This window comes from Streptosporangium sp. G12, from assembly GCF_052983175.1.
Genome location: NZ_JBRIQO010000024.1, coordinates 25,641 through 52,277, shown reverse-complemented (window position 1 = coordinate 52,277; position 26,637 = coordinate 25,641). Strand labels below are relative to the sequence as shown.

At 70.3% G+C, this 26,637-nt stretch carries 27 protein-coding genes; 26 read left to right on the top strand and 1 reads right to left on the bottom strand.

Features of this window, described 5'->3' with window-relative positions; translation table 11 throughout:
* The first annotated feature begins 8 nt into the window (after positions 1-8).
* The 20 genes from ACVCAG_RS32675 to ACVCAG_RS32580 all read left to right on the top strand — a co-directional run bounded on the left by ACVCAG_RS32675 (position 9) and on the right by ACVCAG_RS32580 (position 18,252).
* A complete protein-coding gene (locus ACVCAG_RS32675; protein WP_440087285.1) occupies positions 9-653 on the top strand; it encodes a response regulator in 645 nt (214 codons plus the stop codon).
* Between the two features lie 287 nt (positions 654-940).
* Positions 941-1,159: a 50S ribosomal protein L31 gene (rpmE, locus tag ACVCAG_RS32670; RefSeq protein WP_362679879.1), complete on the top strand. Its 219-nt coding sequence runs from the start codon at positions 941-943 to the stop codon at positions 1,157-1,159.
* 103 nt (positions 1,160-1,262) lie between these two features.
* Positions 1,263-2,315, top strand: a complete 1,053-nt coding sequence (gene prfA, locus ACVCAG_RS32665) for a peptide chain release factor 1 (protein WP_344744662.1) — start codon at positions 1,263-1,265, stop codon at positions 2,313-2,315.
* A 24-nt stretch (positions 2,316-2,339) separates the two neighbouring features.
* Entirely contained in the window at positions 2,340-3,194 is an 855-nt protein-coding gene (prmC, locus tag ACVCAG_RS32660; RefSeq protein WP_440087237.1) for a peptide chain release factor N(5)-glutamine methyltransferase, read from the top strand.
* Between the two features lie 10 nt (positions 3,195-3,204).
* Positions 3,205-3,870, top strand: a complete 666-nt coding sequence (locus tag ACVCAG_RS32655) for an L-threonylcarbamoyladenylate synthase (RefSeq protein WP_440087238.1) — start codon at positions 3,205-3,207, stop codon at positions 3,868-3,870.
* Positions 3,871-3,979: 109 nt separating this feature from the next.
* Positions 3,980-6,475, top strand: a complete 2,496-nt coding sequence (locus ACVCAG_RS32650; protein WP_440087239.1) for a hypothetical protein — start codon at positions 3,980-3,982, stop codon at positions 6,473-6,475.
* A 129-nt stretch (positions 6,476-6,604) separates the two neighbouring features.
* Positions 6,605-6,985, top strand: a complete 381-nt coding sequence (locus ACVCAG_RS32645) for a hypothetical protein (protein ID WP_362679889.1) — start codon at positions 6,605-6,607, stop codon at positions 6,983-6,985.
* A gap of 125 nt (positions 6,986-7,110) precedes the next feature.
* Positions 7,111-8,376 (top strand): serine hydroxymethyltransferase, encoded by a 1,266-nt coding sequence (locus tag ACVCAG_RS32640; RefSeq protein WP_440087240.1) that lies wholly within the window; start codon positions 7,111-7,113, stop codon positions 8,374-8,376.
* Between the two features lie 57 nt (positions 8,377-8,433).
* Positions 8,434-9,837 (top strand): glycosyltransferase family 4 protein, encoded by a 1,404-nt coding sequence (locus ACVCAG_RS32635; protein ID WP_440087241.1) that lies wholly within the window; start codon positions 8,434-8,436, stop codon positions 9,835-9,837.
* A gap of 152 nt (positions 9,838-9,989) precedes the next feature.
* Positions 9,990-10,415, top strand: coding sequence for a hypothetical protein (locus ACVCAG_RS32630; protein WP_440071837.1), 426 nt, complete (start codon positions 9,990-9,992; stop codon positions 10,413-10,415).
* A 78-nt stretch (positions 10,416-10,493) separates the two neighbouring features.
* Positions 10,494-10,709, top strand: a complete 216-nt coding sequence (locus ACVCAG_RS32625; RefSeq protein WP_362679901.1) for an AtpZ/AtpI family protein — start codon at positions 10,494-10,496, stop codon at positions 10,707-10,709.
* Positions 10,710-10,776: 67 nt separating this feature from the next.
* Complete coding sequence (gene atpB / locus ACVCAG_RS32620; RefSeq protein WP_440087242.1) at positions 10,777-11,568, top strand: F0F1 ATP synthase subunit A; 792 nt, start codon at positions 10,777-10,779, stop codon at positions 11,566-11,568.
* 78 nt (positions 11,569-11,646) lie between these two features.
* On the top strand, positions 11,647-11,874 hold the full coding sequence (gene atpE / locus ACVCAG_RS32615) for an ATP synthase F0 subunit C (protein WP_030906562.1): 228 nt from the start codon (positions 11,647-11,649) through the stop codon (positions 11,872-11,874).
* A 34-nt stretch (positions 11,875-11,908) separates the two neighbouring features.
* Positions 11,909-12,457 (top strand): F0F1 ATP synthase subunit B, encoded by a 549-nt coding sequence (locus ACVCAG_RS32610; protein WP_440087243.1) that lies wholly within the window; start codon positions 11,909-11,911, stop codon positions 12,455-12,457.
* Between the two features lie 46 nt (positions 12,458-12,503).
* Positions 12,504-13,313: a F0F1 ATP synthase subunit delta gene (locus tag ACVCAG_RS32605; protein ID WP_440087244.1), complete on the top strand. Its 810-nt coding sequence runs from the start codon at positions 12,504-12,506 to the stop codon at positions 13,311-13,313.
* A 23-nt stretch (positions 13,314-13,336) separates the two neighbouring features.
* Positions 13,337-14,986 (top strand): F0F1 ATP synthase subunit alpha, encoded by a 1,650-nt coding sequence (atpA, locus tag ACVCAG_RS32600; RefSeq protein ID WP_440071834.1) that lies wholly within the window; start codon positions 13,337-13,339, stop codon positions 14,984-14,986.
* A gap of 3 nt (positions 14,987-14,989) precedes the next feature.
* On the top strand, positions 14,990-15,892 hold the full coding sequence (locus tag ACVCAG_RS32595; RefSeq protein WP_440087245.1) for a F0F1 ATP synthase subunit gamma: 903 nt from the start codon (positions 14,990-14,992) through the stop codon (positions 15,890-15,892).
* A 1-nt stretch (position 15,893) separates the two neighbouring features.
* On the top strand, positions 15,894-17,321 hold the full coding sequence (gene atpD / locus ACVCAG_RS32590; protein ID WP_350973502.1) for a F0F1 ATP synthase subunit beta: 1,428 nt from the start codon (positions 15,894-15,896) through the stop codon (positions 17,319-17,321).
* 68 nt (positions 17,322-17,389) lie between these two features.
* Entirely contained in the window at positions 17,390-17,797 is a 408-nt protein-coding gene (locus ACVCAG_RS32585; protein WP_440087246.1) for a F0F1 ATP synthase subunit epsilon, read from the top strand.
* 44 nt (positions 17,798-17,841) lie between these two features.
* Positions 17,842-18,252: a DUF2550 domain-containing protein gene (locus ACVCAG_RS32580; RefSeq protein WP_344744681.1), complete on the top strand. Its 411-nt coding sequence runs from the start codon at positions 17,842-17,844 to the stop codon at positions 18,250-18,252.
* Positions 18,253-18,301: 49 nt separating this feature from the next.
* Here the strand turns inward: ACVCAG_RS32580 and ACVCAG_RS32575 are convergent, their stop codons facing one another.
* Positions 18,302-18,892 carry a cob(I)yrinic acid a,c-diamide adenosyltransferase gene (locus tag ACVCAG_RS32575; protein ID WP_440087247.1) on the bottom strand — a complete coding sequence of 197 codons (591 nt, stop codon included), beginning with the start codon at positions 18,890-18,892 and terminating at the stop codon, positions 18,302-18,304.
* 65 nt (positions 18,893-18,957) lie between these two features.
* Between ACVCAG_RS32575 and ACVCAG_RS32570 the strand changes: the two genes are divergently transcribed.
* The 6 genes from ACVCAG_RS32570 (at position 18,958) to ACVCAG_RS32545 (ending at position 26,594) form a co-directional block, all read left to right on the top strand.
* Positions 18,958-22,134, top strand: coding sequence for a S41 family peptidase (locus ACVCAG_RS32570; protein WP_440087248.1), 3,177 nt, complete (start codon positions 18,958-18,960; stop codon positions 22,132-22,134).
* A gap of 95 nt (positions 22,135-22,229) precedes the next feature.
* Complete coding sequence (locus tag ACVCAG_RS32565) at positions 22,230-23,372, top strand: ATP-binding cassette domain-containing protein (protein WP_440087249.1); 1,143 nt, start codon at positions 22,230-22,232, stop codon at positions 23,370-23,372.
* Between the two features lie 2 nt (positions 23,373-23,374).
* The gene (locus ACVCAG_RS32560; RefSeq protein WP_440087250.1) at positions 23,375-24,172 is read left to right on the top strand and encodes an ABC transporter permease; all 798 of its coding nucleotides are present in this window, start codon (positions 23,375-23,377) and stop codon (positions 24,170-24,172) included.
* 118 nt (positions 24,173-24,290) lie between these two features.
* Complete coding sequence (locus tag ACVCAG_RS32555; RefSeq protein ID WP_440087251.1) at positions 24,291-25,421, top strand: histidine kinase; 1,131 nt, start codon at positions 24,291-24,293, stop codon at positions 25,419-25,421.
* A 67-nt stretch (positions 25,422-25,488) separates the two neighbouring features.
* Positions 25,489-26,082 (top strand): response regulator, encoded by a 594-nt coding sequence (locus tag ACVCAG_RS32550; protein WP_440087253.1) that lies wholly within the window; start codon positions 25,489-25,491, stop codon positions 26,080-26,082.
* Between the two features lie 194 nt (positions 26,083-26,276).
* Positions 26,277-26,594, top strand: coding sequence for an STAS domain-containing protein (locus ACVCAG_RS32545; RefSeq protein WP_362679943.1), 318 nt, complete (start codon positions 26,277-26,279; stop codon positions 26,592-26,594).
* The last annotated feature ends 43 nt before the right edge of the window (positions 26,595-26,637 follow it).

Genomic DNA, 26,637 nt, shown 5'->3' with positions numbered 1-26,637 from the left:
TGAGACCCATGCGGGTGGTGATCGCCGAGGACTCGGTGCTGTTGCGCGAGGGACTGGCCAGGCTGCTGGCCGACGGGGGCATCGAGACCGTCGGGGTGGCGGGCGACGGCCCCGGCCTGGTGACGGTGGTCGACGAGCACGATCCGGACCTGGCCGTCGTCGACGTGCGGATGCCGCCGACCCACACCGACGAGGGGCTGCGCGCCGCTCTGGAGGCCAGGTCCCGGCGGCCGGGGCTGCCGATCCTCGTCCTGTCGCAGTACGTCGAGGAGCAGTACGCCACGGAGCTCATCGGCGGCGGCGCCGCGGCGGTCGGCTACCTGCTCAAGGAGCGGATAGCGGACGTGGCCGAGTTCCTCGACGCCGTACGCCGGGTGGCGGCCGGGGGGACGGTCATCGACCCCGAGGTGATCGGGCAGCTCCTGAGCCGCCAGCGCAAGGGCGACCCCCTGGAGTCCCTGACCGTCAGGGAGAGCGAGGTCCTGGCCCTGATGGCGGAGGGGCGCTCCAACACCGCGGTCGCCGGGCGGATGCTCGTCACCGAGGGCGCCGTGGAGAAGCACATCTCCAGCATCTTCGGCAAACTCGGGCTGGAGCCCGCCGCCGACGATCATCGCCGGGTCCTCGCCGTGCTCGCGTACCTGGGAAGGTGAGGGCCTGGAGCCCCTGGTTTCCCCGCGGGGTCCGGGGTTCCGGTCCCCTCACGGATATCGCGCTCGCCAGGGGGCCGTGAGCACGCCGTGTCCGTTCTGGGACCGCGGGTCACCGGGGTGGGGAATGTCTTGTGGCCTGGGATGGTTGGAGGATCTGGCACACTGGTAGCCGAACCGTAGCGGTTCCGGTTCCCGCCCGCGCGCACCCCGGTGTGCTCAGCGCGCAAGCCTCACAGGCGAGAGACAGTGGCGACCCGGCGACCGCGTTTTGGAGAGGAAAAGGCGATATGAAGCCCGACATTCACCCGGAGTACAACGAGACCCAGGTGACCTGCACCTGTGGTAACTCCTTCACCACCCGCAGCACCGCCAAGAACGGCGTGATCCACGCCGACGTGTGCTCCGCCTGCCACCCCTTCTACACGGGCAAGCAGAAGATCCTGGACACCGGCGGCCGGGTGGCGCGCTTCGAGAAGCGCTTCGGCAAGAAGCCCGCGGGCCAGTAGCTCTCATCCCGGCGCCGGCTCGGAGAACCCCCCTTGTGGGGGCCCGGGTCGGCGTTCGTGGTGATGAGGCAGGCTGACAAGGGCTTTCAAGGAAGGACGCACGGTGAATCTCGACGAGCTGCTCAGTGAGTACGCCGAGCTGGAACTCAAGCTCGCCGACCCCTCCGTGCACGCCGACCAGAAGCAGGCGCGCACCTTCGGCAGGCGCTACGCCGAGCTGACCCCGATCGTCGCCACCTACCGCGAGCTCGAGGGCGTCCAGTCCGACCTCGGCACGGCGCGGGAGCTGGCCTCGGAGGACGAGGGGTTCGCCGAGGAGGCCAAGGAGCTGGAGGCCCGGATTCCCGAGCTGGAGGAGAAGCTCAGGCACCTGCTCGTCCCGCGCGATCCCAACGATGACAAGGACATCATCATGGAGATCAAGGCGGGCGAGGGGGGCGAGGAGTCCGCCCTGTTCGCCGGAGACCTCCTGCGGATGTATCTGCGCTACGCCGAGCGGATCGGCTGGAAGACCGAGCTGATCGACGCCACCCACTCCGACCTCGGCGGTTACAAGGACGTCACGATCGCCCTGAAGGCCAGGGGCGACGAGGGCGTCTGGTCGAGGCTCAAGTTCGAGGGCGGCGTGCACCGCGTCCAGCGGGTCCCGGTCACCGAGTCGCAGGGGCGCATCCACACCAGTGCCGCCGGGGTGCTCGTCTACCCGGAGGCCGAGGATGTCGACGTCCAGATCGACCCGAACGACCTGCGCATCGACGTCTACCGCTCCAGCGGCCCCGGTGGCCAGAGCGTCAACACCACCGACTCGGCCGTGCGGATCACGCACGTCCCGACGGGTGTCGTCGCCTCCTGCCAGAACGAGAAGAGCCAGCTCCAGAACAAGGAGTCGGCCATGCGCATCCTGCGGGCCCGCCTGCAGGCGATCGCCGAGGAGGAGGCCAACGCCGCCGCCATGGCCGAGCGCAAGTCCCAGATCCGCACGGTCGACCGCTCCGAGCGCATCCGCACCTACAACTTCCCCGAGAACCGCATCTCCGATCACCGCGTCGGTTTCAAGGCCTACAACCTCGACCAGGTGCTCGACGGAGACCTCTCGGCCGTCATCCAGTCCCTGCTCGACGCCGAGATGGCGGAGAAGCTCGCCGCCCATTCGTAGCTCGCCCATTCATAGAACGCGCCCATGACCTTTCTGCTGGACGAGATCGCCCTCGCCACCGCCCGGCTCGCCGAGGCAGGTGTGCCGTCGCCGCGCACCGACGCCGAGGAGATCGCCGCGTGTGTGCACGGCGTGCGCCGCAGCGAGCTGCACACGGTGAAGGACTCCGACTTCGACGCCCTGTTCTGGGAGGGCGTCGCCCGCAGGGAGTCCCGCGAGCCGCTCCAGCACATCACCGGGCGGGCCTACTTCCGCTACCTGTCCCTGGAGGTCGGGCCCGGCGTTTTCGTACCGCGCCCGGAGACCGAGGTCGTGGCGGGCTGGGCGATCGACCGGCTGCGGGAGATGGACGTCGCCTCGCCGGTGGTCGTGGATCTCGGGACGGGCTCGGCCGCCATCGCGCTGTCGATCGCCCAGGAGGTCGCGCTGGCCACCGTGCACGCGGTCGAGGTCGACCCGGGCGCCTACACCTGGGCCAAGCGCAACATCATCGAGTACGGCCAGGGCCGGGTCCACCTGCACCCGGAGGATCTGGCCGACGCCCTCTCCGAGCTGGACGGCCAGGTCGACCTGGTGATCTCCAACCCGCCCTACATCCCGCCGGGCGCGATCCCCCGCGACCCCGAGGTCCGCGACTACGACCCGCACCGCGCGCTGTACGGATCGGGCAGCGACGGCCTCGACGAGGTCAGGGCGGTCGAGCGGACCTCCAGGAGGCTGCTCCGTCCCGGCGGGTTCGTCGCCGTGGAGCACGCCGACCAGCAGGGCACTCCGGTATATCTGATCTTCTCCGAGGAGAACGGCTGGCGCGACGTGCGCAGCCGCCAGGATCTGACGCGCAGGGACCGCTTCGTCACCGCTCGATTCGGCCAGGAATAGGATGCACGCCGTGAGCCGACGTTATGACTGTATGGATGCCGAGCAGCGAGCCACCGGCCTGCTCGAGGCCGCCTCCGCCTTCCAGCGGGGGGAGCTCGTGGTGCTCCCGACCGACACCGTCTACGGTGTCGGCGCCGACGCCTTCACGCCCGCCGCGGTCACCGCCCTGCTGGCGGCCAAGGGGCGCGGCCGTGACATGCCGGTGCCCGTGCTGGTCGGGACCGTCCGGGCCGCCAACGCCCTGGTGGAGAACCTCGGCCCGTACGGCCAGGATCTCGTCGACGCCTTCTGGCCGGGCCCGCTCACGTTGATCTGCCGCGTGAACCGGTCGCTGTCGTGGGATCTCGGTGACGCCAAGGGCACCGTCGCCATCCGGATGCCGCTGCACGCGGTCGCCCTCGACCTGCTCAAGGAGACCGGCCCGCTGGCCGTCTCCAGCGCCAACCGCTCCGGCGCCCCGGCCGCCACCACCGCCGCCGACGCGGAGAAGCAGCTCGGCGACTCGGTGTCGGTCTATCTCGACGCGGGGCCGTGCGAGAGCGACATCCCCTCGACGATCCTCGACCTGACCACCGCGGTGCCCAGGCTGCTGCGGCGCGGGGCGATCAGCGTGGAGAAGCTGCGCGGTGTGATCGGCTACGTCGCGACGGACACGGGCTCGGAGCCCGACAACTGACCAGCGCGTCCACGGCATATGCCGTGTTCCATGCCATCTGATTATCACCGTGACGCCGGGCTGTCTCCCCGGTACCTTGAAGTGGGCCGACACTTCCTGGGAGACGTCCATGGGCAAGTTCGAAGGAATGGACCCCAAGCTGGTCCGCGACCTGTTGTCCGAGGTGCAGCGGGCCGCCGAGCAGATGCGGAACGTCGAGGGCAGGGTCTCGCAGATGATGAGCGGGGCCGGCCTGTCCTCGCAGTCGACCCACCGACCCGTCCAGATCGCCGACGCGTGCGATGTGATGGTCCGAGACGTCTCCGCCCGCGTGGCGTTACTGGAGAAGAAGGTCAGCCAGAACGCGACGGCGCCTCCCACCGAGCCGAAGGCCGGGGACCCGAAGCCCGAGACGGGCTCCCAGGGCGAGGGGGCGAAGCCGCAGACGGACTCCCAGAACGGCGCCAAGCCGGAGGCCGGTTCCCAGAACGGTGCGAAGCCCGAGAGCCCGAAGGCGGAGGATCTCAAGCCGGCGGTCGGGGCGGACGACAAACCCCGCGTCGGCGACCAGTCGGACGAGAGCACGCGGCGCGACGATCCCAAGGACTCCTCCAAGCCCGACACCAAGCCCGACACCCCGAAGGCCGACACCCCGAAGGCCGACACCCCGAAGGGCGACGAGGCCAAGCCCGAGGCGGGTTCGAAGGGTGACGAGGCCTCCCCGCGCGACGATCGGGACGATCGGAAGGAGACGCCGAAACCCGAGGCGTCCGGAGCGGACGACCGGAAGCCGGAAACGGGGTCGAAAGCCGACGAGACCTCCCCGCGGGAGGGGGAGACGCCCAAGGAGGGCGGCAAGCCGACGGACAGTGCGCCGCGCGAGGTTCCCAAGCCCGATCCCGCGCCGGAGCCTCCGAGGGCAGAGGAGCCGCGCCCCGAGCCTCCCAAACCCGACCCCAAGCCCGATCCCGCGCCGGAGCCCCCGAGGGCAGAGGAGCCGCGCCCCGAGCCTCCCAAGCCCGATCCCGCGCCGGAGCCTCCAAGAGCCGAGGAGCCACGCCCCGAGCCTCCTGCTCCGGATCCCGTACCGGAGGTCCCGGAAGGCGATTCCGCGCCCCCGCCGGAGGCCCGCACCCCGGATTCCCCGTCCCTGCCGGACGCGCCGAGGGCCGAGGACACCCGGCCCGAGGCGCCCGCGCCGGATCGCGTCCCGGAGGTGCCGAACGCCCAGGGCGCGCCCGCGCCGGGGACACCGAACGCCGAGGGCGCGCCCGCGCCGGAGGCTCCCAGGCAGGATTCCGCGCCCGCGCCGGACGCCCCGAGGGCCGACGACGCGCGGCCGGAGACGCCGAGGGTCGAGGACCTGAAGCCCGCGGTCCCCGGACCGGGGGAGAACCCGCAGGGTGGGGGACAGCCGGTCGACACCGCGCCGCGCGAGGCGCCCGGCGTCCCGCGTACGCCCGAGACCTCCACCCCGGACACCGGCCTCGTGCCGGGGACGCCGCAGGGGGAGTCCGCGCCCGCGCCGGAGCCGCCCAGGGCCGACGACACCCGGCCGGAGATCGTCAACGCGGACGACACGACGCCGCGCGGGCAGGATCCGACCGGCGACGCGCCCGTGAACGACTCCGACGCCAAGGGCGACACGGGCTCGAAGGGCGACGAGACGACCCCGCGCGGGGATTCCACCGGCGACGCGCCCGCGAACGATCCCGACGCCAAGGGCGACGCCGGTTCCAAGGGCGACGAGCGCTCGCCGAGGGAGGAGGGCGGCTCCTCCGGTGACACCGTCCTCGACACCCCCAGGAAGGACCACCCCGACGACATCGACCAGAGCGACTCCAAGGCGAAGATCGTGGAGGTCGACGGGGTGAAGGTGCTCCAGATCCCGCTCGACGCGCCCACGGCGGCCGAGGTCGACGAGCTGCTGAAGAACATCGAGGACATCCCGCCGCTGGAGATGCCCGCGATCGACAATGTCTCCGGCACCACCGGGCAGCCCGGCTGGGTCGAGCCGCACGGCCCGCTCGATTCCGCCAAGCCCGCGTACCCGCTCCTCGACACCGCGGGCCCGGCAACGGACCAGACCGTCCAGCCGCCGGGCACCGGTGGCGACACCACCCCCCAGTCCACCGGTACGACCTCCGGAGAGCCCGCCGCGCCCCGGCCCGCAGGGACGGCCTCCGGTGAGCCCGCGATCCAGACGGCGGGCACGGCCTCGGGCGAGGCGGCCACCCGGCCCGCCGGGGGGCCGGTGCCGTCCATCGGCGACGCGATCTCCGGTGACGCCCGCGGTGCCGAGGGCACGTCCGGGCAGGCGGCGGGGGCGGCGCCCGGCGGGGCGGCCGCGCAGCCGGGCGAGGGTTCGGCCGCCCGGTGGGCGAACGACGGCAGCGACGTCGTCACCGCCGAGGCGAGCCCGCTCGATCTCGACGCGCTCAGGACGCTCGCCGACAACGCCCGCGAGATCGAGCCGCTGGAGATGCCGGGCGTGAGCGTGCCCGACGGGGAGACCTGGGGTGAGGGGGCCTGGGCGCCCATGGACATCCGGCCCGACGGCCCGGCGGGCGACGTGGAACCGGGAGACCCGCTGCGGCCGATCCCGCCCCCGGGCGGCGGCCGGTGATCACCGGAACGCGGGCGCGAGACCGTGAGCGCCGTGAGCGCGAAGCGGCGGCCGGATGAGCACGAGGCACCGGGTAGCGGTGAGTGAGCAGGAGGCAGGGAGCGTGTCAGCGAGGGTGAGGAGCCTGTGATGTTCGTGGATCCACCCGCACCGCAGCCGCTGCAGCCGGGGGAGACCCCGCCGGCCTCGGCCAACAACGGGCTGCCGTCCCCGGACGCCGTCACGTCGTGGGAGTTCAACCCCGACTACCAGCGGCTGGTCATGATGTGGAGGCAGGTGCTCCCCGTGCTCGACACGCTGACCGCCAGCCTGGACAAGGCCTACCAGCTCGCCAGGAGCAGGGACGTCTGGGACGCCCCCGTCTCCGGCCGCTACGTCGAGGACATGACGGAGTGGCGCACCCGTCTGAGCCTCTACCGGCAGGCGATCCTGACGTCGATCAGCGACCAGGCGGCCGACACGCCGAGATGGGTGCCGGTCAAAGCCGGAGCCCCGCACGCGTTCTCGTGAGGCGGCCTCCCGGCGGCGGCGGTCCTCCGCGACACGCTGTCCCGGGGCGGCGCGTCCCTGACATGGGATAACCGGGGACGGCGGGCTTACAGTGGGGGTGAGTCGTCGTCTTCGGGGTGTGAGCCATGGGCGCAGAACCGTACTACGGGCCAGATTTCGGTCTCCTGCAGCGCGAGGACCCGGAGATCGCGAGCGTGCTGCTCGACGAGCTCGACCGGCTCCGCGGAGGCGTCCAACTGATCGCGAGTGAGAACTTCACCTCGCCCGCCGTGCTCGCCGCGCTCGGCTCGACGCTCACCAACAAGTACGCCGAGGGCTACCCCGGCAGGCGTTACTACGCCGGGTGCGAGGTCGTCGACCGGGCCGAGCGGCTCGCAATCGACCGGGCCAAGCGGCTGTTCGGCGCCGAGCACGTCAACGTGCAGCCTCATTCCGGCGCCTCGGCGAACCTGGCGGCCTACGCGGCCCTGCTCCAGCCGGGTGACACCATGCTGGCGATGGAGCTGTCGCACGGCGGCCACCTCACACACGGCTCCAAGGTCAACTTCTCGGGACGCTGGTTCGACGTCGTGGCGTACGGCGTGCGCAGGGACACCGAGCTGATCGACTACGACGAGGTCAGGGAGCTGGCGCTGCGGCACCAGCCCAAGATGATCATTTGTGGTGCCACCGCCTACCCCCGCGAGATCGACTTCGCCGCCTTCCGGGGGATCGCGGACGAGGTGGGCGCCTGGCTGCTCGCCGACGTCGCGCACACCGTCGGCCTGATGGCCGGGCGGGCGCTGCCCTCCGCCGTGCCGTACGCGGACGTGGTGACCTTCACCACGCACAAGGCGCTGCGCGGTCCGAGGGGCGGCGGGATCATGTGCACGCGGGAGCTGGGTCCCAGGATCGACCGGGCGGTCTTCCCGTTCGTGCAGGGCGGCCCGCTCATGCACGCGGTGGCGGCCAAGGCGGTGGCGTTCGGCGAGGCGCTGCGGCCGGAGTTCGCGGAGTACGCGCGGCGGGTGGTGGCCAACGCCCAGGTGCTGGCCGACGCGCTGGCCGCCGAGGGCATGCGGCCCGTCTCGGGGGGCACCGACAGCCACCTGGCGCTGATCGACCTGCGCGACGTCGGGATCTCCGGCGCGGTGGCCGAGCAGCGGTGTCAAGCGGCCGGGATCACGCTGAACCGCAACGCGATCCCCTATGATCCGGAGCCGCCCACGGTGACGTCCGGGATCCGGGTCGGCACCCCCTGCGTCACGACCCAGGGGATGGGGCCCGAGGAGATGAAGGAGGTGGCCTCGATGGTGGCGCAGGTCATCCGCAACCCCGACGCGACGGGTGAGATACGGGAGCGCGCCGCGGTGCTGACGAGGACCCACCGGATATATCCCAGCGAACTATGAGCTGTTCTGTGTCGTTTTCCGGTCACAGGTGGCCGGTCTATCCGCGAAACTGGTTCCGTGCGCGAATATCTACTCATGGCGCTCGTCGCGGCCGCGGTGACGTATCTGCTGGTTCCGCTGATCCGCGTTTTCGCCGTCCGTATCGGTGCCATGCCCGAGGTCCGCGATCGTGACGTGCACACCACGCCGACGCCCAGGCTGGGTGGTCTGGCGATGTACGGCGGCCTCGTCGCCGGTCTGCTGATCGCCGCCGAGCTGCCCTACGCCGGGGGCAAGCTGGCCGAGGGTCAGGGAAAGATCGTGATCGCGCTGATCGCCGCGGGCGGCCTGATCACGCTGACCGGCTTCCTGGACGACTGGCTGGGGATGGACGCCCTCGTCAAGCTCGCCGGGCAGATCGGCGCCGCGGGGGTGCTCGTCACCTTCGGCGTCAGCCTGCCGTGGCTCCCGCTGCCCACGGTGCTGGGCGGGCAGACCACCCTCGACTCGACGCTGAGCCCGCTGATCACGATCCTGATCGTGGTCGTCATGATCAACGCCGTCAACTTCGTCGACGGGCTCGACGGGCTGGCCGCGGGGATCGTCGGCATCGCCGCGATGGCCACGTGGACGTACTCGGTGGCCCTGTCGAAGGACTACGGCGACACCAGCATCAACGCGACGGCGGTCATCGCCTCGGTGCTGATCGGGGTCTGCCTGGGCTTCCTGCCGCACAACTTCCACCCGGCGAAGATCTTCATGGGCGACACGGGGGCGATGCTGATCGGCCTGGTCCTCGCCTCCACGATGATCCTGGTCACACCGCTCGACTCCAGCAACATCAACGGCTTCCCCGTCATCCTCCCCCTTCTCGTGCCGGTCGCGATCCTGGTGCTCCCGCTGCTGGACCTGATCATGGCGGTGATCCGGCGCACGTCCAACGGCCTGTCGCCGTTCTCGCCCGACCGGGGGCATCTGCACCACCGGCTGCTGGACATCGGCCACTCGCACCGCCGCAGCGTCATGATCATGTACGCGTGGACCTTCCTGTTCGCCTTCGCGGTCGTGGCGCTGTCCATCGAGGGCGTCCCGCTCATCCTGTTCCCGCTGACCGTGCTGCTCGCCATCGGCGTGCTGGTGATGATGGCGCTGCCCCGCTGGCGCGCCCGCCGTGACCTCGGCGGGGCCGAGGGCCAGGGCGACGGGCGCGGCGACGGACGCGGTGACGGGCGCGGTGACGGGCGCGGCCCGCTCGATCCCACGGGTCCCGCAGGTTCCGGCGGCCCCGCGGAGGGACCCGGGCGGCACGCGCACCCCGGCGAGCGGCAGCCGGGCCGGGTCAGGCCCCATCCGTATCCCGCGGAGGCGCCGGGGCACCGTCCGGCCGCCGCCGGCGACGACACGGCCACCCTGCCGGTGCGGCCCGACCTGTCACTCAGCGCGCCCCGGCACGGTTTCTCAAACCCTGAGACGCCGCTTTGAGCCGCTTTCCCCGGCTCCTTGATCGTTCACTTGAAACGGCAGGTAAAGGCGCTCTTCCATGAGCTTGTGATAGCTTTCACTAGCAGATGGTGAACCTGCCCAGACCTGCAAGGTAGCAATCGCTCGCTTGATAACAGTCACTTGGAGTGCCGATGCTGGCCAACGACGTGCGCCTTCTGAAGGGGGCTGCGATACCCACGGTGCTGGTGGGGCTGGTCGTGATCCTCGTCGCGGCGTTGCTGGCCGGAGCCAAGGGAGCGCTCGGCGCCGCGATCGGGACCGTGGTCGTCGGTGTCTTCTTTACCCTCGGCATCATGGCCGTCTCGTACGCGAGCCGCGTGTCGCCCATGATGATGATGACCGCCGCGGTGCTGAGCTACGCGGTGAAGATTCTCGTGATCATGGCTCTGCTCAAGACCTTCGAGGACGCCACCGCGTTCGAGCCCAAGGCCTTCGGCTGGGCGGCCATCGCGTGCACGATCGCCTGGACGGTCGGCGAGATGCGCGGCTTCATGAAACTCAAGATGCTCTACGTCGACCCCGATGGCCGGGTTCCAGGTCAGGGCGATCCGCGATGAGGCGTATCATCTCGCTGGCGGCCTGGACCCTGCCCGATATGACTAGTCCTCACCGCGACTGCTATCGTCATGCCCGCGATGAGCGAAAAGAAAATCCGGCCCGAAGACGACGGCCGCGACTTCGCCAACGCCGCCTGGTCGATCCCCAGTTATCTCCTCTCCGGGATGATCCTGTACGGCGGTGGGGGCTGGTTGCTGTCCAAGTGGACTGGCGTGGTCGCCTTCACCCCGATCGGATTGATTCTCGGGGTCGCTCTATCCGTCTACCTGGTCTACCGGAAGTACGGTCGCTAGCCTTCGGCGGCGGTCGCTTCGCTGACGAAGCCATTTCGATCACCTACCACGCTGAAGGGAACGCCGCGTGAGCACGCTGACGCTCCTCGCTCCCGGGGACGAGTTCACGCCTCCGGGACTCGAACTCTTCGACGCCGCCCCGATCGTCTCGGGCGTCGCCTGGCTCACGAAGCCGGTGCTGCTGGCCCTGCTGAGCTCGATCCTCGTCATCGGCTTCTGCTGGTCGGCCTTCGGCAACCCGAAGCTGGTGCCGCGGGGCGTGCAGAACATCGGCGAGATGGGCTACATGTTCGTCCGCGACCAGGTCGCCCGGCCGTTCCTCGGCAAGGACGCCGACCGGTGGATGGGCCTGCTGCTCAGCATGTTCTTCCTGGTCTGGGTCTGGAACCTGATGGGCGTCATCCCGTTCCTGCAGTTCCCGGTCGCCTCGCACATCGCCTTCCCGATCGTGCTCGCCCTCAGCGTCTACATCCTGAAGATCTACCTGGGTGTCAAGCACCAGGGCGCGATCGGCTACTTCAAGAACATGATGTTCCCCCCGGGGTTGCCCAAGCCGATCTACGTGCTGCTGGCCCCGATCGAGCTCCTGTCCAACATGATCATCGCGCCCTTCACGCACGCGGTGCGACTGTTCGCCAACATGTTCGCCGGCCACATCATCCTGGCCTTCTTCAGCCTCGTCGGCTTCTGGTTCCTCTTCGAGAAGCTCACCCCGCTGGGCGCACCGCTCGGCGTGGTCGGCGTGATCATGACGATCGCGATGACGGGCTTCGAGATGTTCATCCAGTTCCTGCAGGCGTTCCTCTTCGCGATGCTCGCCGCGATGTACATCGGCAACTCGCTCCACGCCGACCACTAGACGCACAGACCTCCCTCGAATATCCAGACCGGTGAGCCTTCACCGGCCGACCTGTAAAGGAAACACAACACCATGGCAATGGGAATCCTCGCTGAGGTCACCGGCTCCCTCGGTTCCATCGGCTACGGCCTCGCCGCCATCGGCCCCGGCATCGGCGTCGGCATCATCTTCGGTCAGGGTGTGCAGGCCATCGCCCGCCAGCCCGAGGCCTACGGCCTGATCCGCCAGAACATGCTGCTCGGCTTCGTCCTCACCGAGGCGCTGGCCCTCATCGGCCTTGTCGCGCCGTTCATGTTCGGTCAGTAAGACGCAGAAAAACCTCTGACGGAAGGCTGCACAAATGATTCAGGCAGCTTCGCTCCTGGCAGCGGAGGAGGGGGCTAACCCCCTCCTCCCGCACACCTACGAGCTTGTCGTCGGCGGCTTCGCCTTCTTCTTCGTCCTCTTCGTCGTCGGTAAGATCCTCACCCCGCGCATCCAGAAGACCCTGGTCGAGCGGACCGATGCGATCGAAGGCGGCATCAAGCGAGCCGAGGACGCGCAGGCCGAGGCCCAGGCGCTGCTCAAGCAGTACAAGGACCAGCTCTCCGAAGCCCGTCACGAAGCCTCGCGGCTGCGTGAGGAGGCCCGTGAGCAGGGTGCGCAGATCAAGGCCGAGCTCCGCGAGGAGGCCCAGGCCGAGGCTCGCCGCCTGGTCGAGGCCGCCCACCTGCAGATCGAGGCCGACCGCCAGCAGGCGTTCGCCCAGCTCCGCACGGAGCTCGGCCGCCTGTCGATCGAGCTGGCCGGTCGTATCGTCGGGGAGTCCCTGGAGGACGAGGCGCGCCAGCGCCGTACCGTCGACAGGTTCCTCGAGGAGCTCGAGTCGAGCAACGCGGCGGTCCGCTGATGACACGGCGAACCAGGCGTGACGCGCGAGTGTCGGTGAGCGGCTGATGAGGGGCCTGAGCAGGGCCTCGCTGGCCGAGGTCGAAGAGCGCTTCAACGCCGTCGCGGGAAGCGCGGACCTCGGCACGCTGGCCGACGAGCTTTTCTCGGTCGCCGCCCTGTTCGACCGCGAACACGGGCTCCGCCGCAACCTCTCCGACCCGGCCGGTCCCGCGGCCCAGAAGGCGCAGATCGTCCGGGTGCTGCTGGAGGGCAAGATCAGCGACGCCGCCCTGGAGACGGTCGCCGCGGCCGTGTCCGCCAGGTGGGCGCGTTCGCGTGACCTGGCCGACTCCCTGGAGCGGCTCGGCGTCATCGCGGCCTCGGCCGAGGCGGAGGCGCAGGGCAGGCTCGACGACGTCGAGGACGAGCTGTTCCGGTTCGGGCGCATCGCCGCCTCGAACCTGGAGCTTCACCGGACCCTGACGGCGCCGGCGGCCCCCGAGTCCGCCAAGCGGGAGCTTCTGGGCTCCCTCCTGGCCGCGAAGGTCGCCCCCACCACCCTGCGGCTGGTCACCCAGCTCGTGCTGCATCCGAGAGGACGTAGCCTGGACGGTGGGCTTGAGGAGTTCGGCAAGCTGGTCGCCGCCCAGCGGCAGCGCCTCGTCGCGGTGGTGCGCAGCGCCGTCGTGCTTTCAGAGGGGCAGAAGCAGCGTCTCGCCACGTGGCTGCGCACCTCGTACGGCCGCGACGTTCATCTGAACGTCGAGGTGGATCCGCGGGTGCTGGGAGGGTTCTCGGTTCGCATCGGGGACGATCTCATCGACACCACCATCGCGGGACGAATCGAAGAAGTCCGCCGCCGGTTGGCCGGCTAGGCGAATAGGGAGACTGAAGAGAGATGGCGGAGCTTACGATCCGGCCGGACGAGATCCGGGACGCACTTGAGCGCTTCGTCCAGGCGTACGAGCCGGAAGGTGCCGCGCGCGAGGAGATCGGGACCGTCGTCGACTGCGGCGACGGTATCGCCCATGTCTCCGGCCTTCCCTCGGCGATGGCGAACGAGCTGCTTGAGTTCGAGGACGGCACGCGTGGCCTGGCACTGAACCTGGACGTCCGGGAGATCGGTGTCGTTGTTCTGGGCGACTTCAGCAAGATCGAGGAGGGCCAGTCGGTCCGCCGGACGGGCGAGGTCCTGTCCGTGCCGGTCGGCGACGGCTTCCTCGGCCGAGTGGTCGACCCGCTGGGCGTTCCCCTGGACGGCAAGGGCCCCATCGAGTCCGAGAGCCTGCGCGCCCTCGAACTCCAGGCCCCCTCGGTGGTCCAGCGCCAGCCGGTGAAGGAGCCGCTGCAGACCGGTCTCAAGGCGGTCGACGCCATGACGCCGATCGGCCGCGGCCAGCGCCAGCTGATCATCGGTGACCGTGGCACGGGCAAGACCGCCGTCGCCGTGGACACCATCCTCAACCAGCGGGAGAACTGGCTCTCCGGCGACCCCGACAAGCAGGTTCTCTGCGTCTACGTCGCGGTCGGCCAGAAGGGCTCCACGATCGCCCAGGTCAAGGGCCGCCTCGAGGAGGCGGGCGCGATGGAGTACACCACCATCGTCGCCGCTCCGGCGTCCGACCCGGCCGGTTACAAGTACCTCGCGCCCTACACCGGTTCGGCCATCGGCCAGCACTGGATGTACCAGGGCAAGCACGTCCTCATCGTCTTCGACGACCTGACCAAGCAGGCCGACGCCTACCGCGCCGTCTCCCTGCTGCTGCGCCGCCCGCCGGGCCGCGAGGCGTTCCCCGGCGACGTCTTCTACTTGCACTCCCGCCTCCTTGAGCGTTGCGCGAAGCTGTCCAAGGACATGGGTTCCGGCTCGATGACCGGTCTGCCGATCATCGAGACGAAGGGCAACGACGTCTCGGCGTTCATCCCCACCAACGTCATCTCCATCACCGACGGCCAGTGCTTCCTCGAGACCGACCTGTTCAACGCGGGTGTGCGTCCGGCCATCAACGTCGGTGTCTCCGTCTCCCGAGTCGGCGGCTCCGCGCAGATCAAGGCGATGAAGAAGGTCGCCGGCACGCTGCGCCTGTCGCTGTCGCAGTTCCGTGACCTGGAGGCGTTCGCCTCCTTCGCCTCCGACCTGGACGCGGCCTCCCGCGCCCAGCTGGAGCGCGGCCAGCGCCTGGTCGAGCTGCTCAAGCAGGCCCAGTACAGCCCGTTCCCGGTCGAGAAGCAGGTCGTCTCGGTCTGGGCCGGCACGACCGGTGAGCTCGACGACGTCCCGGTCGAGGACATCCGCCGCTTCGAGACGGAGTTCCTCGACTACCTGGGCCGCGAGAACAAGGGCATCTTCGACGGCATCCGCGAGACCCGCGACCTGCCCGACGACACGATGACCGCTCTCAAGGACGCCATCACCGAGTTCAAGAAGAGCTTCGAGACCTCCTCCGGTGAGTACCTGGTCAACGACGAGCCGGTCGCCGCGCTCGGCGAGGGCGAGGTCGGCCAGGAGAAGATCACGAAGCGAGTCCGCACGGCAGAGAAGAAGTAGCCGATGGGTGCCCAGCTAAGACTGCTGCGGCGGCGGATCAAGTCGGTCAAGTCCACGGCGAAGATCACCCGCGCCCAGGAGCTCATCGCCTCGTCCCGCATCGTCAAGGCTCAGCAGCGGATGCAGGCCGCCGTGCCGTACGAGCGCGAGATCACCCGCGCCGTCACGGGCGTGGTCAGCAACACCTCCACCACCGACCATCCGCTGACGGTGGCCAAGGAGCAGCCCACCAGGGCCGCCGTCCTGATCGTCACCAGCGACAGCGGTTTCTGCGGCGGCTTCAACGCCAACATCCTGCGTGAGGCGGAGGCGCTCGGCAACCTGCTCAGGGACAGGGGCGTCGAGCCCGTGCCCTTCGTGACGGGCCGCAAGGGCGTCGGCTGGCATGCCTTCCGTAACCGTGAGATGGGCGGGCAGTGGACGGGGTTCTCCCGTAAGCCCGCCTACTCCGACGCCAAGGAGGTCGCCGGCACGCTGATCGAGGCCTTCTCGGCCGAGGACGGGGTGGACGAGATCCACATCGTCTCCACCGAGTTCGTCTCGATGCTGACGCAGGAGGTCGTGGTCAAGCGGATCCTTCCGCTCGAGGTCGAGGAGACCGCGGAGGACCCGTCCGACACGCCGCTGCCGTACTTCGAGTTCGAGCCCACCGCGGGCGAGGTCCTCGACACGCTGCTGCCGCGTTACGTGGAGTCGCGCATCTTCACCGCGCTGCTCCAGTCGGCGGCCTCGGAGGAAGCCGCGCGCCGCCGGGCCATGAAGTCGGCCACCGACAACGCCAACGAGCTCATCCGCGTGTTCACCCAGCAGATGAACCAGGTCCGCCAGGCCGAGATCACCCAGGAAATCAGCGAGATCGTCGGTGGCGCGAACGCGCTGGCCGACTCCGCAGCGGGGAAAGAGTGAAATGACTGCACAGACTGTTGAGACCGGCGTGGGCCGCGTCGCGCGGGTCACCGGTCCCGTCGTCGACGTGGAGTTCCCCGTCGAGGCGATGCCCGAGATCTACAACGCCCTCAAGGTGGACGTCGAGCTGCAGGGTGAGGCCAAGGTCCTCACCCTGGAGGTCGCCCAGCACCTGGGTGACAACCTCGTCCGCGCGATCTCCATGCAGCCCACCGACGGCCTCACCCGTGGCGCCCCGGTGACCGACACCGGCGCGGCCATCTCGGTCCCCGTCGGCGACGTCGTCAAGGGCCACGTGTGGAGCACCCTCGGCGAGTCGCTGGACGTCGAGACCTCCTCGCTCCAGATCAACGAGCGCTGGGGCATCCACCGCCCGTCGCCCGCCTTCGACACCCTCGAGTCGCGCACCGAGATGCTGACCACCGGCATCAAGGTCATCGACCTGCTCACCCCGTACGTGCAGGGCGGCAAGATCGGCCTGTTCGGCGGCGCGGGCGTGGGCAAGACCGTTCTGATCCAGGAGATGATCCGCCGGGTCGCCCGTAACTTCGGTGGCACCTCGGTGTTCGCCGGCGTCGGCGAGCGCACCCGTGAGGGCAACGACCTCTGGCTGGAGATGGAGGAGGCGAACGTCCTCAAGGACACCGCCCTCGTCTTCGGCCAGATGGACGAGCCCCCGGGTACCCGTCTGCGCGTCGCGCTCTCCGCCCTGACCATGGCGGAGTACTTCCGTGACGTCCAGAAGCAGGACGTGCTGCTGTTCATCGACAACATCTTCCGGTTCACCCAGGCCGGTTCCGAGGTGTCCACCCTGCTCGGCCGCATGCCGTCCGCGGTGGGTTACCAGCCGACCCTGGCCGACGAGATGGGTGTCCTCCAGGAGCGCATCACCTCGACCCGCGGTCACTCGATCACCTCCATGCAGGCGATCTACGTCCCCGCGGACGACATCACCGACCCGGCCCCGCACAACGCGTTCGCGCACCTCGACGCGCAGACCGTTCTCTCGCGGCCGATCTCGGAGAAGGGCATCTACCCCGCGGTGGACCCGCTCGACTCCACCTCGCGGATCCTCGACCCGCTGATCGTGGGCGAGGAGCACTACCGCGTGGCCCAGGAGACCAAGCGGATCCTGCAGAAGTACAAGGAGCTGCAGGACATCATCGCGATCCTCGGTATCGACGAGCTCTCGGAAGAGGACAAGGTCACCGTCAACCGGGCCCGTCGCATCGAGCGCTTCCTGTCCCACCCGATGTACGCCGCCGAGGCGTTCACCGGCCAGCCCGGTGAGAACGTCCCGCTGGACGAGACCATCGCCTCGTTCAAGGGCCTGTGCGCCGGCGACTACGACCACCTGCCCGAGCAGGCGTTCTTCATGGTCGGCGGCATCGACCAGGCCGTGGCCAAGGCCAAGGAACTCGCCCGCTAGTCGCCTTCGGCGCCGGTACGGTCACGCGGCCGTACCGGCGCCTGGTTCGATAAGGAACTGGAGAGAAAGTGGCGAAGCTGCGAGTAGGCGTCGTCTCCCCGGAGCGTGAGATCTGGTCCGGTGAGGCCGACATGGTGATTGCCAAGACCGTCGACGGCGAGATCGGTATCATGCCTAAGCACGCACCCGTGCTCGGCGTTCTCGTCGAGGGCGGTCTGCTGAAGATCAAGCGAGGCGACGGCGAAGCCGACCTCGTCGCCGCCGTCCACGGAGGATTCCTCTCGGTGGCCGACGACGAGGTGTCCATTCTGGCCGAGCTGGCCGAGCTGGGCTCCGAGGTCGACGTCGCCCGTGCGAAGAGCGCGCTGGAGCGGGCTCAGGCCTCGGTCGAGTCCGACCAGGAGAACGCGGACGCGGTCGCGGAGGCCAAGCGTGCCAGGGCCCGGTTGCGCGCGGCCGGGGAAGAAGTCGGATAAATTCTGCTTCTTAGGCTGTACGCGCTTTTGGGGGGCGAGCAGACATGGTGGTGGATGTTCTCATCGTGCTGGGGCTGCTCGTCGCCCTCCTGGGACTCCGGGTTCTGATACTGACCCGCTCCCGGGGATCGGTGCTCTGTTGCCTGCGCTCCCTGTCGAAGGAGCGAGGCTGGCGGGTGGGGGTGGCCCGCTACGCCGACGGCCACCTCAACTGGATCCCGCTCATAGGTCTGCTTCCAAGGCCGCGCCACGTCATCGTGAGGCGCGGCCTTGTCGTTTCCGGGCGTCGCAGGGTCGGGTCCGGTGAGTTCTTCGGGTTCATCGAGGGTGTGACGGCGATCGAGTGCCGCAACGGGCAGGACGCCTTCGAGCTCGCCATGGGATACCGCGCCCTGACCGGTTTCGTCGCCTGGCTGGAGTCCGCCCCGCCCAGCGCCTACCTCGACGTCGCCTGAGCCCTCCTCACCTTCTCGGCGGGTGCGCCGGGTATCCGGGGCCTTTTCCTCAGCGGGTGCCGCCGGGCTTCCAGAGGATCTCGTCGCCGTCCGCGGCCACCCGGCAGAGGATGAACATCAGGTCGCTCAGCCGGTTGAGATATCTCGCGGTCAGCGGGTTGACGTCGTCGTGGGCCTCCAGCGCCGACCAGACGGTCCGCTCGGCCCGCCGGACCACGGTCCTGGCGACGTGGAGCGCGGCCACGGCCGGGGTTCCGCCGGGCAGGATGAAGCTGCGCAGCGGCGTGAGGCGCTCGTTGAACTCGTCGCACCGGGCCTCCAGCCAGTCGACGTAGGAGGGCTCGACCCGCAGCGGCGGGAATTCGGGGTTCTCCACGAGCGGGGCGCACAGGTCGGCCCCGACGTCGAACAGCTCGTTCTGGATCCGGCCGAGGACGGCGGTGACGTCCGCCTCCAGGGCCCCCGTGGCGAGGGCCACGCCGATCGCCGCGTTGGCCTCCTCGACGTCCGCGTAGGCGGCCAGGCGCGGATCGGTCTTGCGGGTGCGGCTCATGTCGCCGAGCGCGGTCGTGCCGTCGTCCCCGGTACGGGTGTAGATCTTCGAGAGCACCACCGGTTTGTCTCTGTCAGCTCGCGTCATGTGGCTCAGCGTATCGGCCAAAAAACTCTCCCGATCAACCCGATAGTGGACAATATGATTTGTTGATGGTTTCTGGTTTCTACCTGCGATTCCCCCACATCTCCCGCGAGACGTTGACCTTCGTCGCCGACGACGACGTCTGGGCGGCCCCGGCGGACGGCGGCCGGGCGTGGCGCCTCTCCTCGGACCGGGCCCCCGCGGGTCATCCCCGCCTCTCACCCGACGGCACCAAGGTCGCCTGGACCAGCGTCCGCGACGGCGCTCCCGAGGTCCACCTGGCGGATCTGGAATCCGGTTCGGCGGAACGGCTGACCTACTGGGGAGACGCGCGGACCCGTACCCGCGGCTGGACGCCGGACGGCGAGATTCTCGCGATCAGCGCGACCGGCCGGCCGTTCGTCTCGCAGACCTGGGCCTACGTGCTCGGGGAGGGACGCGTCGAGCGGTTGCCGTACGGCCCGGTCAACGACCTGTCGATCACGGGGGACCCGGAAGACACAGTGGCGCTGCTCACCGGGGGACTTCCCCGCGATCCGGCGACCTGGAAGCGCTACCGGGGCGGCACGGCGGGCCGGCTGTGGGTGCGGCGCGGTGAGGGTGACTTCACCCGGATCCTGGCCGACCTCAACGGCCACCTCGCCAACCCGATGCTCGTCGGGGGGCGGCTCGTCTTCGTCTCCGACCACGAGGGCGTCGGCAACCTCTACTCCTGCGAGCCGGACGGCACCGGCCTGCGCCGCCACACCGATCACGACGTCTTCTACGCCCGGCACGCCACCACCGACGGGACCCGGATCGTCTACCAGAACGCCGGAGACCTCTATCTCCTGGACGGTCTCGACGCCGAGGCCCGCAAGCTCGACGTCACCCTGGGCTCCCCGCTGCGCGGGCGGCAGCCGTACCAGGTCAACGCGAGCAGGCGGCTGCACGACCTGGCCGTGGACGCGACCGGGCGGGCCAGCGCGGTGGAGGTCCAGGGATCGGTGCACTGGGTGACCCACCGGGACGGCCCGGCGCGGCAGCTCAGCGACGGTCTGTCGGCGGGACGGCCCCGCATCCTCGGTGACGACCGCGTGGTGTGGGTCTTCGACGACGGCGAGACGCAGGGACTGGAGATCGCCCCGTCGGGGGGCGGGGAGAGCCGCAGGATCGCCGTGGGCGCGCTGGGCGAGGTCGGGGACCTCGCCGTCGCGCCCGACGGGAACACGATCGCGGTGACCAGCAGGAACGGGCGGCTGCTCCTGGTCGACGTGGCCTCGGGCGAGGCCGTGGAGCTGTCCAGGGCCGACGGGGAGATCAACGGTCTCACCTGGTCGTCCGACTCGGCCTGGCTGGCCTGGTCGCACCCGGACGGCCCGCAGCTGCGCAGGATCAGGCTGGCCAGGGTGGCGGACCGGAGCGTGACCGACGTCACCGACGGCCGGTTCGTGGACATCTCACCCGCGTTCGCGGGGGACTATCTGGCGTTCCTGTCGCGACGCGGCTTCGACCCGGTCTACGACGCGCACTCCTTCGACATGTCCTTCCCCTTCGGCTACCGGCCCTACCTGGTGCCGCTGTCCGCGTCCACGCCGTCCCCGTTCGCGCCCAGCTCCGCGGGGCGGGCCGCCGACTCGGGCCCGGGATCCGGCGACGACGACGGCAAGAAGGACGACGGCGCGATCGCCGTGGACCTGGACGGCATCGCCACCAGGGTCGTGCAGGTGCCGGTGCCCGAGGGCCGCTACTCGGACCTGCGGGCGGTCAAGGGCGGGTTCGTCTGGCTGCGGGAGCCGCTGGCCGGGGAGCTCGGCGAGGACAGGGACGAGGTGGGGGGCGAGGCGCCCCGTCCGGCGCTGGACCGCTACGACCTGGTCAAGCGCAAGTGGGAGGAAGTGGTCGAAAAACTCGACTGGTACCGGGTGAGCGGTGACGGCACGCAGCTCGTCGTCAGCGACAAGAACACGCTCACGGTCCGCCCGGCCGGGGGCAAACAGGGGGGCAAGAACGGCGACGACACGACCGTCGACCTGTCCAGGATCCGGATCACCGCCGACCCCCGGGCGCTGCGGCGGCACGCCTACGCCCAGCTGGGCCGCCGGATGCGCGCCGACTTCTGGGTCGAGGACATGGCCGACGTCGAGTGGGAGGCCGTGCTGGAGGAGTACCGGCCGCTGGTGGACCGGGTCGCCACCGCCGACGACTTCGCCGACCTGCTCTGGGAGGTCGCGGGCGAGCTGGGCAGCTCGCACGCCTACGTCGACGCCGCTCCCTGGGGCCACCCGGCCTCCGAGCCGATCGGGCTGCTCGGCGCCGACCTCTCCAGGGGCGACGACGGCCGCTGGCGGGTGGACCGGGTGCTGCCCGCCGAGTCCTCCGACGTGCACGCCCGCTCGCCGCTGGCCGGGCCGGGGGCGAGCGTGCAGCCGGGGGAGGCGCTGCTCGCGGTCGACGGCCGTCCGGTGCCGCCCGAGGGGCCCGCGCGGTTGCTGGTCGGCGCCGCCGACAAGCCGGTCGAGCTCACCCTGGACGGTGGCCGGCGGGTGGTCGTCACGCCGCTCCGCGACGACCGGCGCCTGCGCTACCAGCACTGGGTGGCCGGAAACCGGGCGCGCGTCAGGGAGTTCGGCGGCGGACGTCTCGGCTACCTGCACATCCCGGACATGGTGGCCGAGGGCTGGGCACAGTTCCACCGTGACCTGCGCAGGGAGATGACCTTCGAGGGGCTGGTGGTGGACGTGCGGGGGAACCGGGGCGGCCACACCTCCGAGCTGGTCATCGAGAAGCTGATCCGCCGGGTCATCGCCTGGGACCTGCCCCGGGGCATGACGCCGATCACCTACCCCGAGGACGCGCCGCGGGGCCCGCTGGTCGCGATCACCGACCAGAACGCCGGATCCGACGGCGACATCGTCACCGCGGCCTTCAAGATCCACAAGCTCGGTCCCGTGGTGGGCACCCGGACCTGGGGAGGCGTCATCGGCATCGAGGACGCCCACCGCCTGGTCGACGGCTCGCGCATCACCGTGCCCAAGTACTCCTTCTGGTTCGAGGAGCTGGGCTGGGGCGTGGAGAACTACGGCGTCGATCCGGACGTCGAGGTCGACATCGCCCCCGGTGACTGGGCGGAGGACAGGGACCCGCAGATCGAGGAGGCGGTACGGCTCGCGCTGGCCGCGCTGGCCGAGCGCCCGGCGGCGACTCCGCCCGACCCCGCCACCCGGCCCTCCCGCCGGCGCCCCGCGCTGCCGCCCCGCCCGTAGTTGACATTTGTCATCCGGAACACATTAAAGATCACTACCTTTCCGGTGATATCGGCGACTACCTGGTCAAACGCGGGGCGACGACGATTGTCCCCATGAGAACACCACAGGTGACGGATCCAGCCGGCGCCGCGGCCGCCGGCCTCGACAACGTGATCGAGGTCGGCGGGCTCCGGCAGGCGTACGGCGACTTCGAGGCGGTGCGCGGCGTCTCCTTCACGGTCCCGAGAGGCGAGCTGTTCGCCCTGCTCGGCACGAACGGCGCCGGCAAGACCACCACCGTGGAGGTCCTGGAGGGCTTCCGGGCCCCCACCGGCGGCAGCGTCCGCGTGCTCGGACTCGACCCGGTCGGGCAGCGGCGACGGCTGCGGCCCCGCGTGGGGATCATGCTGCAGGAAGGGGGTTTCCTCGGTGACCTCACGGTCGCCGAGACCGTCGGCCTGTGGGAGGGGCTGAGCCGGGACGCGGGCCGCGGGGACACCCCCGCCCGTCCCTCCGGGGCGTCCTCCTTCCTCGGCCGGCGCAGGGGCACGGATCCGCGGACCATGGACGCCCTGGAGACGGCGGGGCTGGGCAGGAAGGCCAGGACCAGGGTGCGGCAGCTCTCCGGTGGCCAGCGGCGCAGGCTCGACCTCACGCTGGCGGTGATCTCCCGGCCGGAGGTGCTCTTCCTGGACGAGCCGACCACCGGCATGGACCCCGAGGCGCGCCGCGCCACCTGGAAGGTGATCGAGGACCTGCGGGCGGGCGGCACCACGGTGCTGCTCACCACCCACTACCTGGAAGAGGCCGAGCGCCTCGCCAACCGGCTGGCCATCATGCACGAGGGCCGGATCCACCTTCAGGGCACCGTCGAGGAGGTGGTGGCCGGGTCGGGCGACCGGATCTCCTTCCGCCTCCCCGGCATCTCCTGGGCCTTCGGCGATCTTCCCGCGCTGGACGGCGTGGCCCCCGTGCTGACCTACGGCGGCGACACGGGCGACACGGGGGTCACCTACACCCTGACCGGAGCACGGGTCGAGGCCCGCGCGCACACGGCGGTGCGGCAGCTTCTGGCCTGGGCCGACACGCGCGGCGAGACCCTGGAGCGGCTGGCCGTCCGCCGGGGGACCCTGGAGGACGCCTTCATGCGCGTGGCCGGGGAGACGTCGGAGGGGGAAGGGGCCGGAGCGGCCGGGGCGATCCGGGGGGCCCGCGACGGAGCGGTGGCGGCAGGACCGGCGAGAAGGGGCGAATGATCATGGGAACCGACGTACTGCACGCGATGAGGCTCGCGAAAATCGACCTGACCCTGGTGGGCAGGAACACCACGGTCCTGTTCAACGTGCTCCTGCTGCCGCTCCTGATGGCCTGGCTGTACACCCAGGCCGTCGGAGCCGAGAAGATCGACGGCGTGGCCGGGAAGCTTTTCGTGCTGGCCGGGTTGCCGGGGTTGTTGCTGGTGTTCGCGGTCTTCGTCAACCTGGTGAACTCCTTCACCGCCCGGCGCGAGGAACTGGTGCTCAAGCGGCTGCGGGCGGGCCAGCCGTCGGGCCCGGCGATTCTCGCCGGCAGTGCCCTCGGGGCGCTCGCGCTCTATCTCGCCCAGGTGGCGCTCCTGGCCGTCTGGATGTGGCGGTCCGAGGGGGTCACGGTGGCCAACGTGCCGATGCTCGTGACCGTCGCCGTCCTGGGAGTCGCGCTGTTCGGCCTGCTCGCCGCCGCCTTCTCCGGCCTCACGCCCAACGCCGAGCTCGCCCAGATCACGGTGCTCCCGGTGCTCCTGTTCGTGCTGGTCGGCGCCCCGATCGCGTTCCCCAGCGACACGCTGCCGGGCGGGCTGAGCGAGATCTCGGCCCTGCTCCCCGCGACTCCGGTCGTGGAGATCGCGCGCACCGCCTTCCTGGGCGGGGATCACATCCACGGGGGCGGGGCGGCGCTGAGCATGGGCGGACAGTGGGCGGCCGCGCTGCCCTCCTTCGCGATCCTGCTGGTCTGGATCGCGGCGGCCGGACTGCTGGCCCGATGGCTGTTCCGCTGGGAACCCCGGCACGGTTAGCCTTCATCACGAAATGTCAGTCGACAGTGCTGAAAAAGGGATGAGACGCCTCGTGCGCCTCATCCCCTCCGTGCTTTCCCGGAGGAGGCAGCGGTCCCCCATCCAGGGGCTCCGCCGGATGACCGTGCTCTCCCTGACCCTGGGCCTCGTTCTGGCCTGGGTCGGCCCTCTCAGCACGCTGGGGGACCCGGACGGGCAGTCCCGGCTCTCGCTGCTGGCAGTCGGGGTGCCGGGCCTGCTGGTCTTCAGCGTTCTGTACGTGCGAATCCTCCAGGCGGCCGTGGCCGGGACCGGCGCGAGAGGCGAGATCGCCGCCTCGGCCATGGTCGCGGTGATCCTCCTGCTGACCCAGGACGGCCACCCCTGGTCCTGGGGACTGCTCGGCCCGGCCTGGGCGTCGGGTGCCGTACTGCTGCTGGGCAGGTCCGCCGCGATCGCCGCCACCGCCGCGGCGATCGCCGTCGGCCTGCTTCTCGCGGCTCCGAGCGTCGATCCCGGTCCCGGGCTCACCGACATGTTCCTGTCGCCGCACCGGGAGGGAGTCTTTCCCGCCCTCGGCGCCTACCTCGGGGTGGCCGCGACGGCACCGTGGGCCAACCGGCTCCAGCTCCGGTTCTGGCAGGTGGTGAGAGCCGCGGAGGAGGGCAAGGAGGCGCAGGCCCGGCTGGCCGTCACCGAGGAGCGGCTGCGCTTCTCCCGCGACCTGCACGACCTGGTCGGCCACAGCCTCTCCGCGATCGCCGTCAAGAGCGAGGTGGCCGCCAAGTTGTCGGGGGTGGACGCCGCGCGGGCGGCGGGGGAGATGGACGAGGTACGGATCCTGGCGCGGCAGACACTCAAGGAGATCCGCACGGCGGTGCGCGGCTACCGCACGGTCGACCTCGCCGCAGAGCTGCGCGCGATGACCGCGGTGCTGGAGGCGGGCGGCATCCGCTGCACGCTGCGGATGCCGCGCGACCAGGTACCCGAGGGGGTGGCCACCCTGCTGGCCTGGGTGGTCAGGGAGGGCACCACCAACGTGCTGCGGCACAGCTCCGCGACCGAGTGTCGCACCGTGATGACCGTCCGCGACGGAAGCGTCGTGCTGACGATGACGAACGACGGGGTGGAAGGGGTGGAGGGCCGAGGCGGTACCGGCCTCGTCGGGCTGTCGGAGCGGGTCGCCGCCATCGGCGGAACCGTCACGGCGGGTCCCGGAGGCCCCGGGGAGTTCAGGCTGCGGGCGACGGTTCCGCTTGGGGGAGGATGATGGTCCAGACGATGACCGCGCTGCCGGGCCCTCCGGCCGGGGCGAGCGGTCCGGCGGGGGTGGCACGGTGATCCGGGTACTGCTGGCCGACGACGAGCACCTGGTCAGGAAGGCGATCGCCACCCTGCTCGACCTGGAGCCGGACGTCGAGGTGGTGGCCGAGGTGGCCAGGGGGGACCTGGTGGCGGCGGCCGTGCTGGAGCACCGGCCCGACGTGGTCGTGCTGGACATCGAGATGCCGGGGATGGACGGGCTGAGCGTCGCCGAGAAGCTGCCGGGCCGCGCGGTGCTGATACTGACCAGCTTCGGGCGGCCGGGACACCTGAGGCGGGCACTCGCGGCCGGGGTGCGCGGCTTCATCCCCAAGGACGCCTCCGCCGACGAGCTGGCGACGGCGATCCGCAAGGTCCACGCGGGCGGGCGCTACCTCGACCCGGAGATGGCCGCCTCGGCGATGATGGCGGGGGAGAGCCCCCTCACCGAACGCGAGCGCGGTGCCCTGGAACTGGCCGCTCAGGGGGCCTCGGTCGCCGAGATCGCCGCCGCGCTCCACCTCACCCAGGGCACCGTCCGCAACTACCTGTCCAGCGCCATCACCAAACTGGGCGCGACCAACCGGATCACCGCGATCCGGTCGGCTCAACAAAAAGGTTGGCTTTAAACAGCGTTTTCTCACTTGATTCGGGCAAGGAACCCACATGTTCGTCAGATGGCCGGCATCGGGAGCAAGGGAGGTTCGCACCTTCTTGTACGCTGCGACATCGTATGGACGCGGTGCGTGATCGGATGACCATGGCGACGCACCGCCGTTGTGCCGGGCCGCCGCTCCTTGGCGGCCAGGCGTGAGGAGGAGGCATGCGCGTCCCTGGTAACCCCCGGGCTCAAGTGGTCGGCGTCGGGAATCGTCTCGACGTGGGAACCGTCGCCCGAGTGCGCCCGCGGCTGCACGAGGCGGTCGACTCCGGGCACGGCGACCTGATCGTAGATCTTTCCAGGCTGGAAATGATCGATGCCACCGGTCTCGGGGTGCTGGTGGGCACGCATCGCCGCGCTGTGGGCGCGGAACGCCGTCTCATTCTGAGGGGGGTGCCGCCGAGGGTCATGCGGGTGCTGGCGGTGACCCGGCTCAACCGGGTCCTCACCGTCGAACTCCCCGTGGCCGCGGTGGCCTGATCCGGACGGCCGCCGAAGCTCGGGGGCGACGGCGGCGCCGGAA

Coding starts and splice junctions, on each gene's coding strand:
- atpE (WP_030906562.1), top strand. CDS start 11,647: ATGGGAATCCTCGCTGAGGTCACCGGCTCCCTCGGTTCCATCGGCTAC.
- atpA (WP_440071834.1), top strand. CDS start 13,337: ATGGCGGAGCTTACGATCCGGCCGGACGAGATCCGGGACGCACTTGAG.
- atpD (WP_350973502.1), top strand. CDS start 15,894: ATGACTGCACAGACTGTTGAGACCGGCGTGGGCCGCGTCGCGCGGGTC.
- ACVCAG_RS32675 (WP_440087285.1), top strand. CDS start 9: ATGCGGGTGGTGATCGCCGAGGACTCGGTGCTGTTGCGCGAGGGACTG.
- ACVCAG_RS32575 (WP_440087247.1), bottom strand. CDS start 18,892: ATGACGCGAGCTGACAGAGACAAACCGGTGGTGCTCTCGAAGATCTAC.
- ACVCAG_RS32630 (WP_440071837.1), top strand. CDS start 9,990: ATGCTGGCCAACGACGTGCGCCTTCTGAAGGGGGCTGCGATACCCACG.
- ACVCAG_RS32640 (WP_440087240.1), top strand. CDS start 7,111: ATGGGCGCAGAACCGTACTACGGGCCAGATTTCGGTCTCCTGCAGCGC.
- ACVCAG_RS32595 (WP_440087245.1), top strand. CDS start 14,990: ATGGGTGCCCAGCTAAGACTGCTGCGGCGGCGGATCAAGTCGGTCAAG.
- ACVCAG_RS32625 (WP_362679901.1), top strand. CDS start 10,494: ATGAGCGAAAAGAAAATCCGGCCCGAAGACGACGGCCGCGACTTCGCC.
- ACVCAG_RS32560 (WP_440087250.1), top strand. CDS start 23,375: ATGGGAACCGACGTACTGCACGCGATGAGGCTCGCGAAAATCGACCTG.
- prmC (WP_440087237.1), top strand. CDS start 2,340: ATGACCTTTCTGCTGGACGAGATCGCCCTCGCCACCGCCCGGCTCGCC.
- ACVCAG_RS32565 (WP_440087249.1), top strand. CDS start 22,230: ATGAGAACACCACAGGTGACGGATCCAGCCGGCGCCGCGGCCGCCGGC.
- ACVCAG_RS32545 (WP_362679943.1), top strand. CDS start 26,277: ATGCGCGTCCCTGGTAACCCCCGGGCTCAAGTGGTCGGCGTCGGGAAT.
- ACVCAG_RS32610 (WP_440087243.1), top strand. CDS start 11,909: ATGATTCAGGCAGCTTCGCTCCTGGCAGCGGAGGAGGGGGCTAACCCC.
- ACVCAG_RS32570 (WP_440087248.1), top strand. CDS start 18,958: ATGGTTTCTGGTTTCTACCTGCGATTCCCCCACATCTCCCGCGAGACG.
- ACVCAG_RS32645 (WP_362679889.1), top strand. CDS start 6,605: ATGTTCGTGGATCCACCCGCACCGCAGCCGCTGCAGCCGGGGGAGACC.
- rpmE (WP_362679879.1), top strand. CDS start 941: ATGAAGCCCGACATTCACCCGGAGTACAACGAGACCCAGGTGACCTGC.
- ACVCAG_RS32605 (WP_440087244.1), top strand. CDS start 12,504: ATGAGGGGCCTGAGCAGGGCCTCGCTGGCCGAGGTCGAAGAGCGCTTC.
- ACVCAG_RS32650 (WP_440087239.1), top strand. CDS start 3,980: ATGGGCAAGTTCGAAGGAATGGACCCCAAGCTGGTCCGCGACCTGTTG.
- ACVCAG_RS32555 (WP_440087251.1), top strand. CDS start 24,291: ATGACCGTGCTCTCCCTGACCCTGGGCCTCGTTCTGGCCTGGGTCGGC.
- ACVCAG_RS32580 (WP_344744681.1), top strand. CDS start 17,842: ATGGTGGTGGATGTTCTCATCGTGCTGGGGCTGCTCGTCGCCCTCCTG.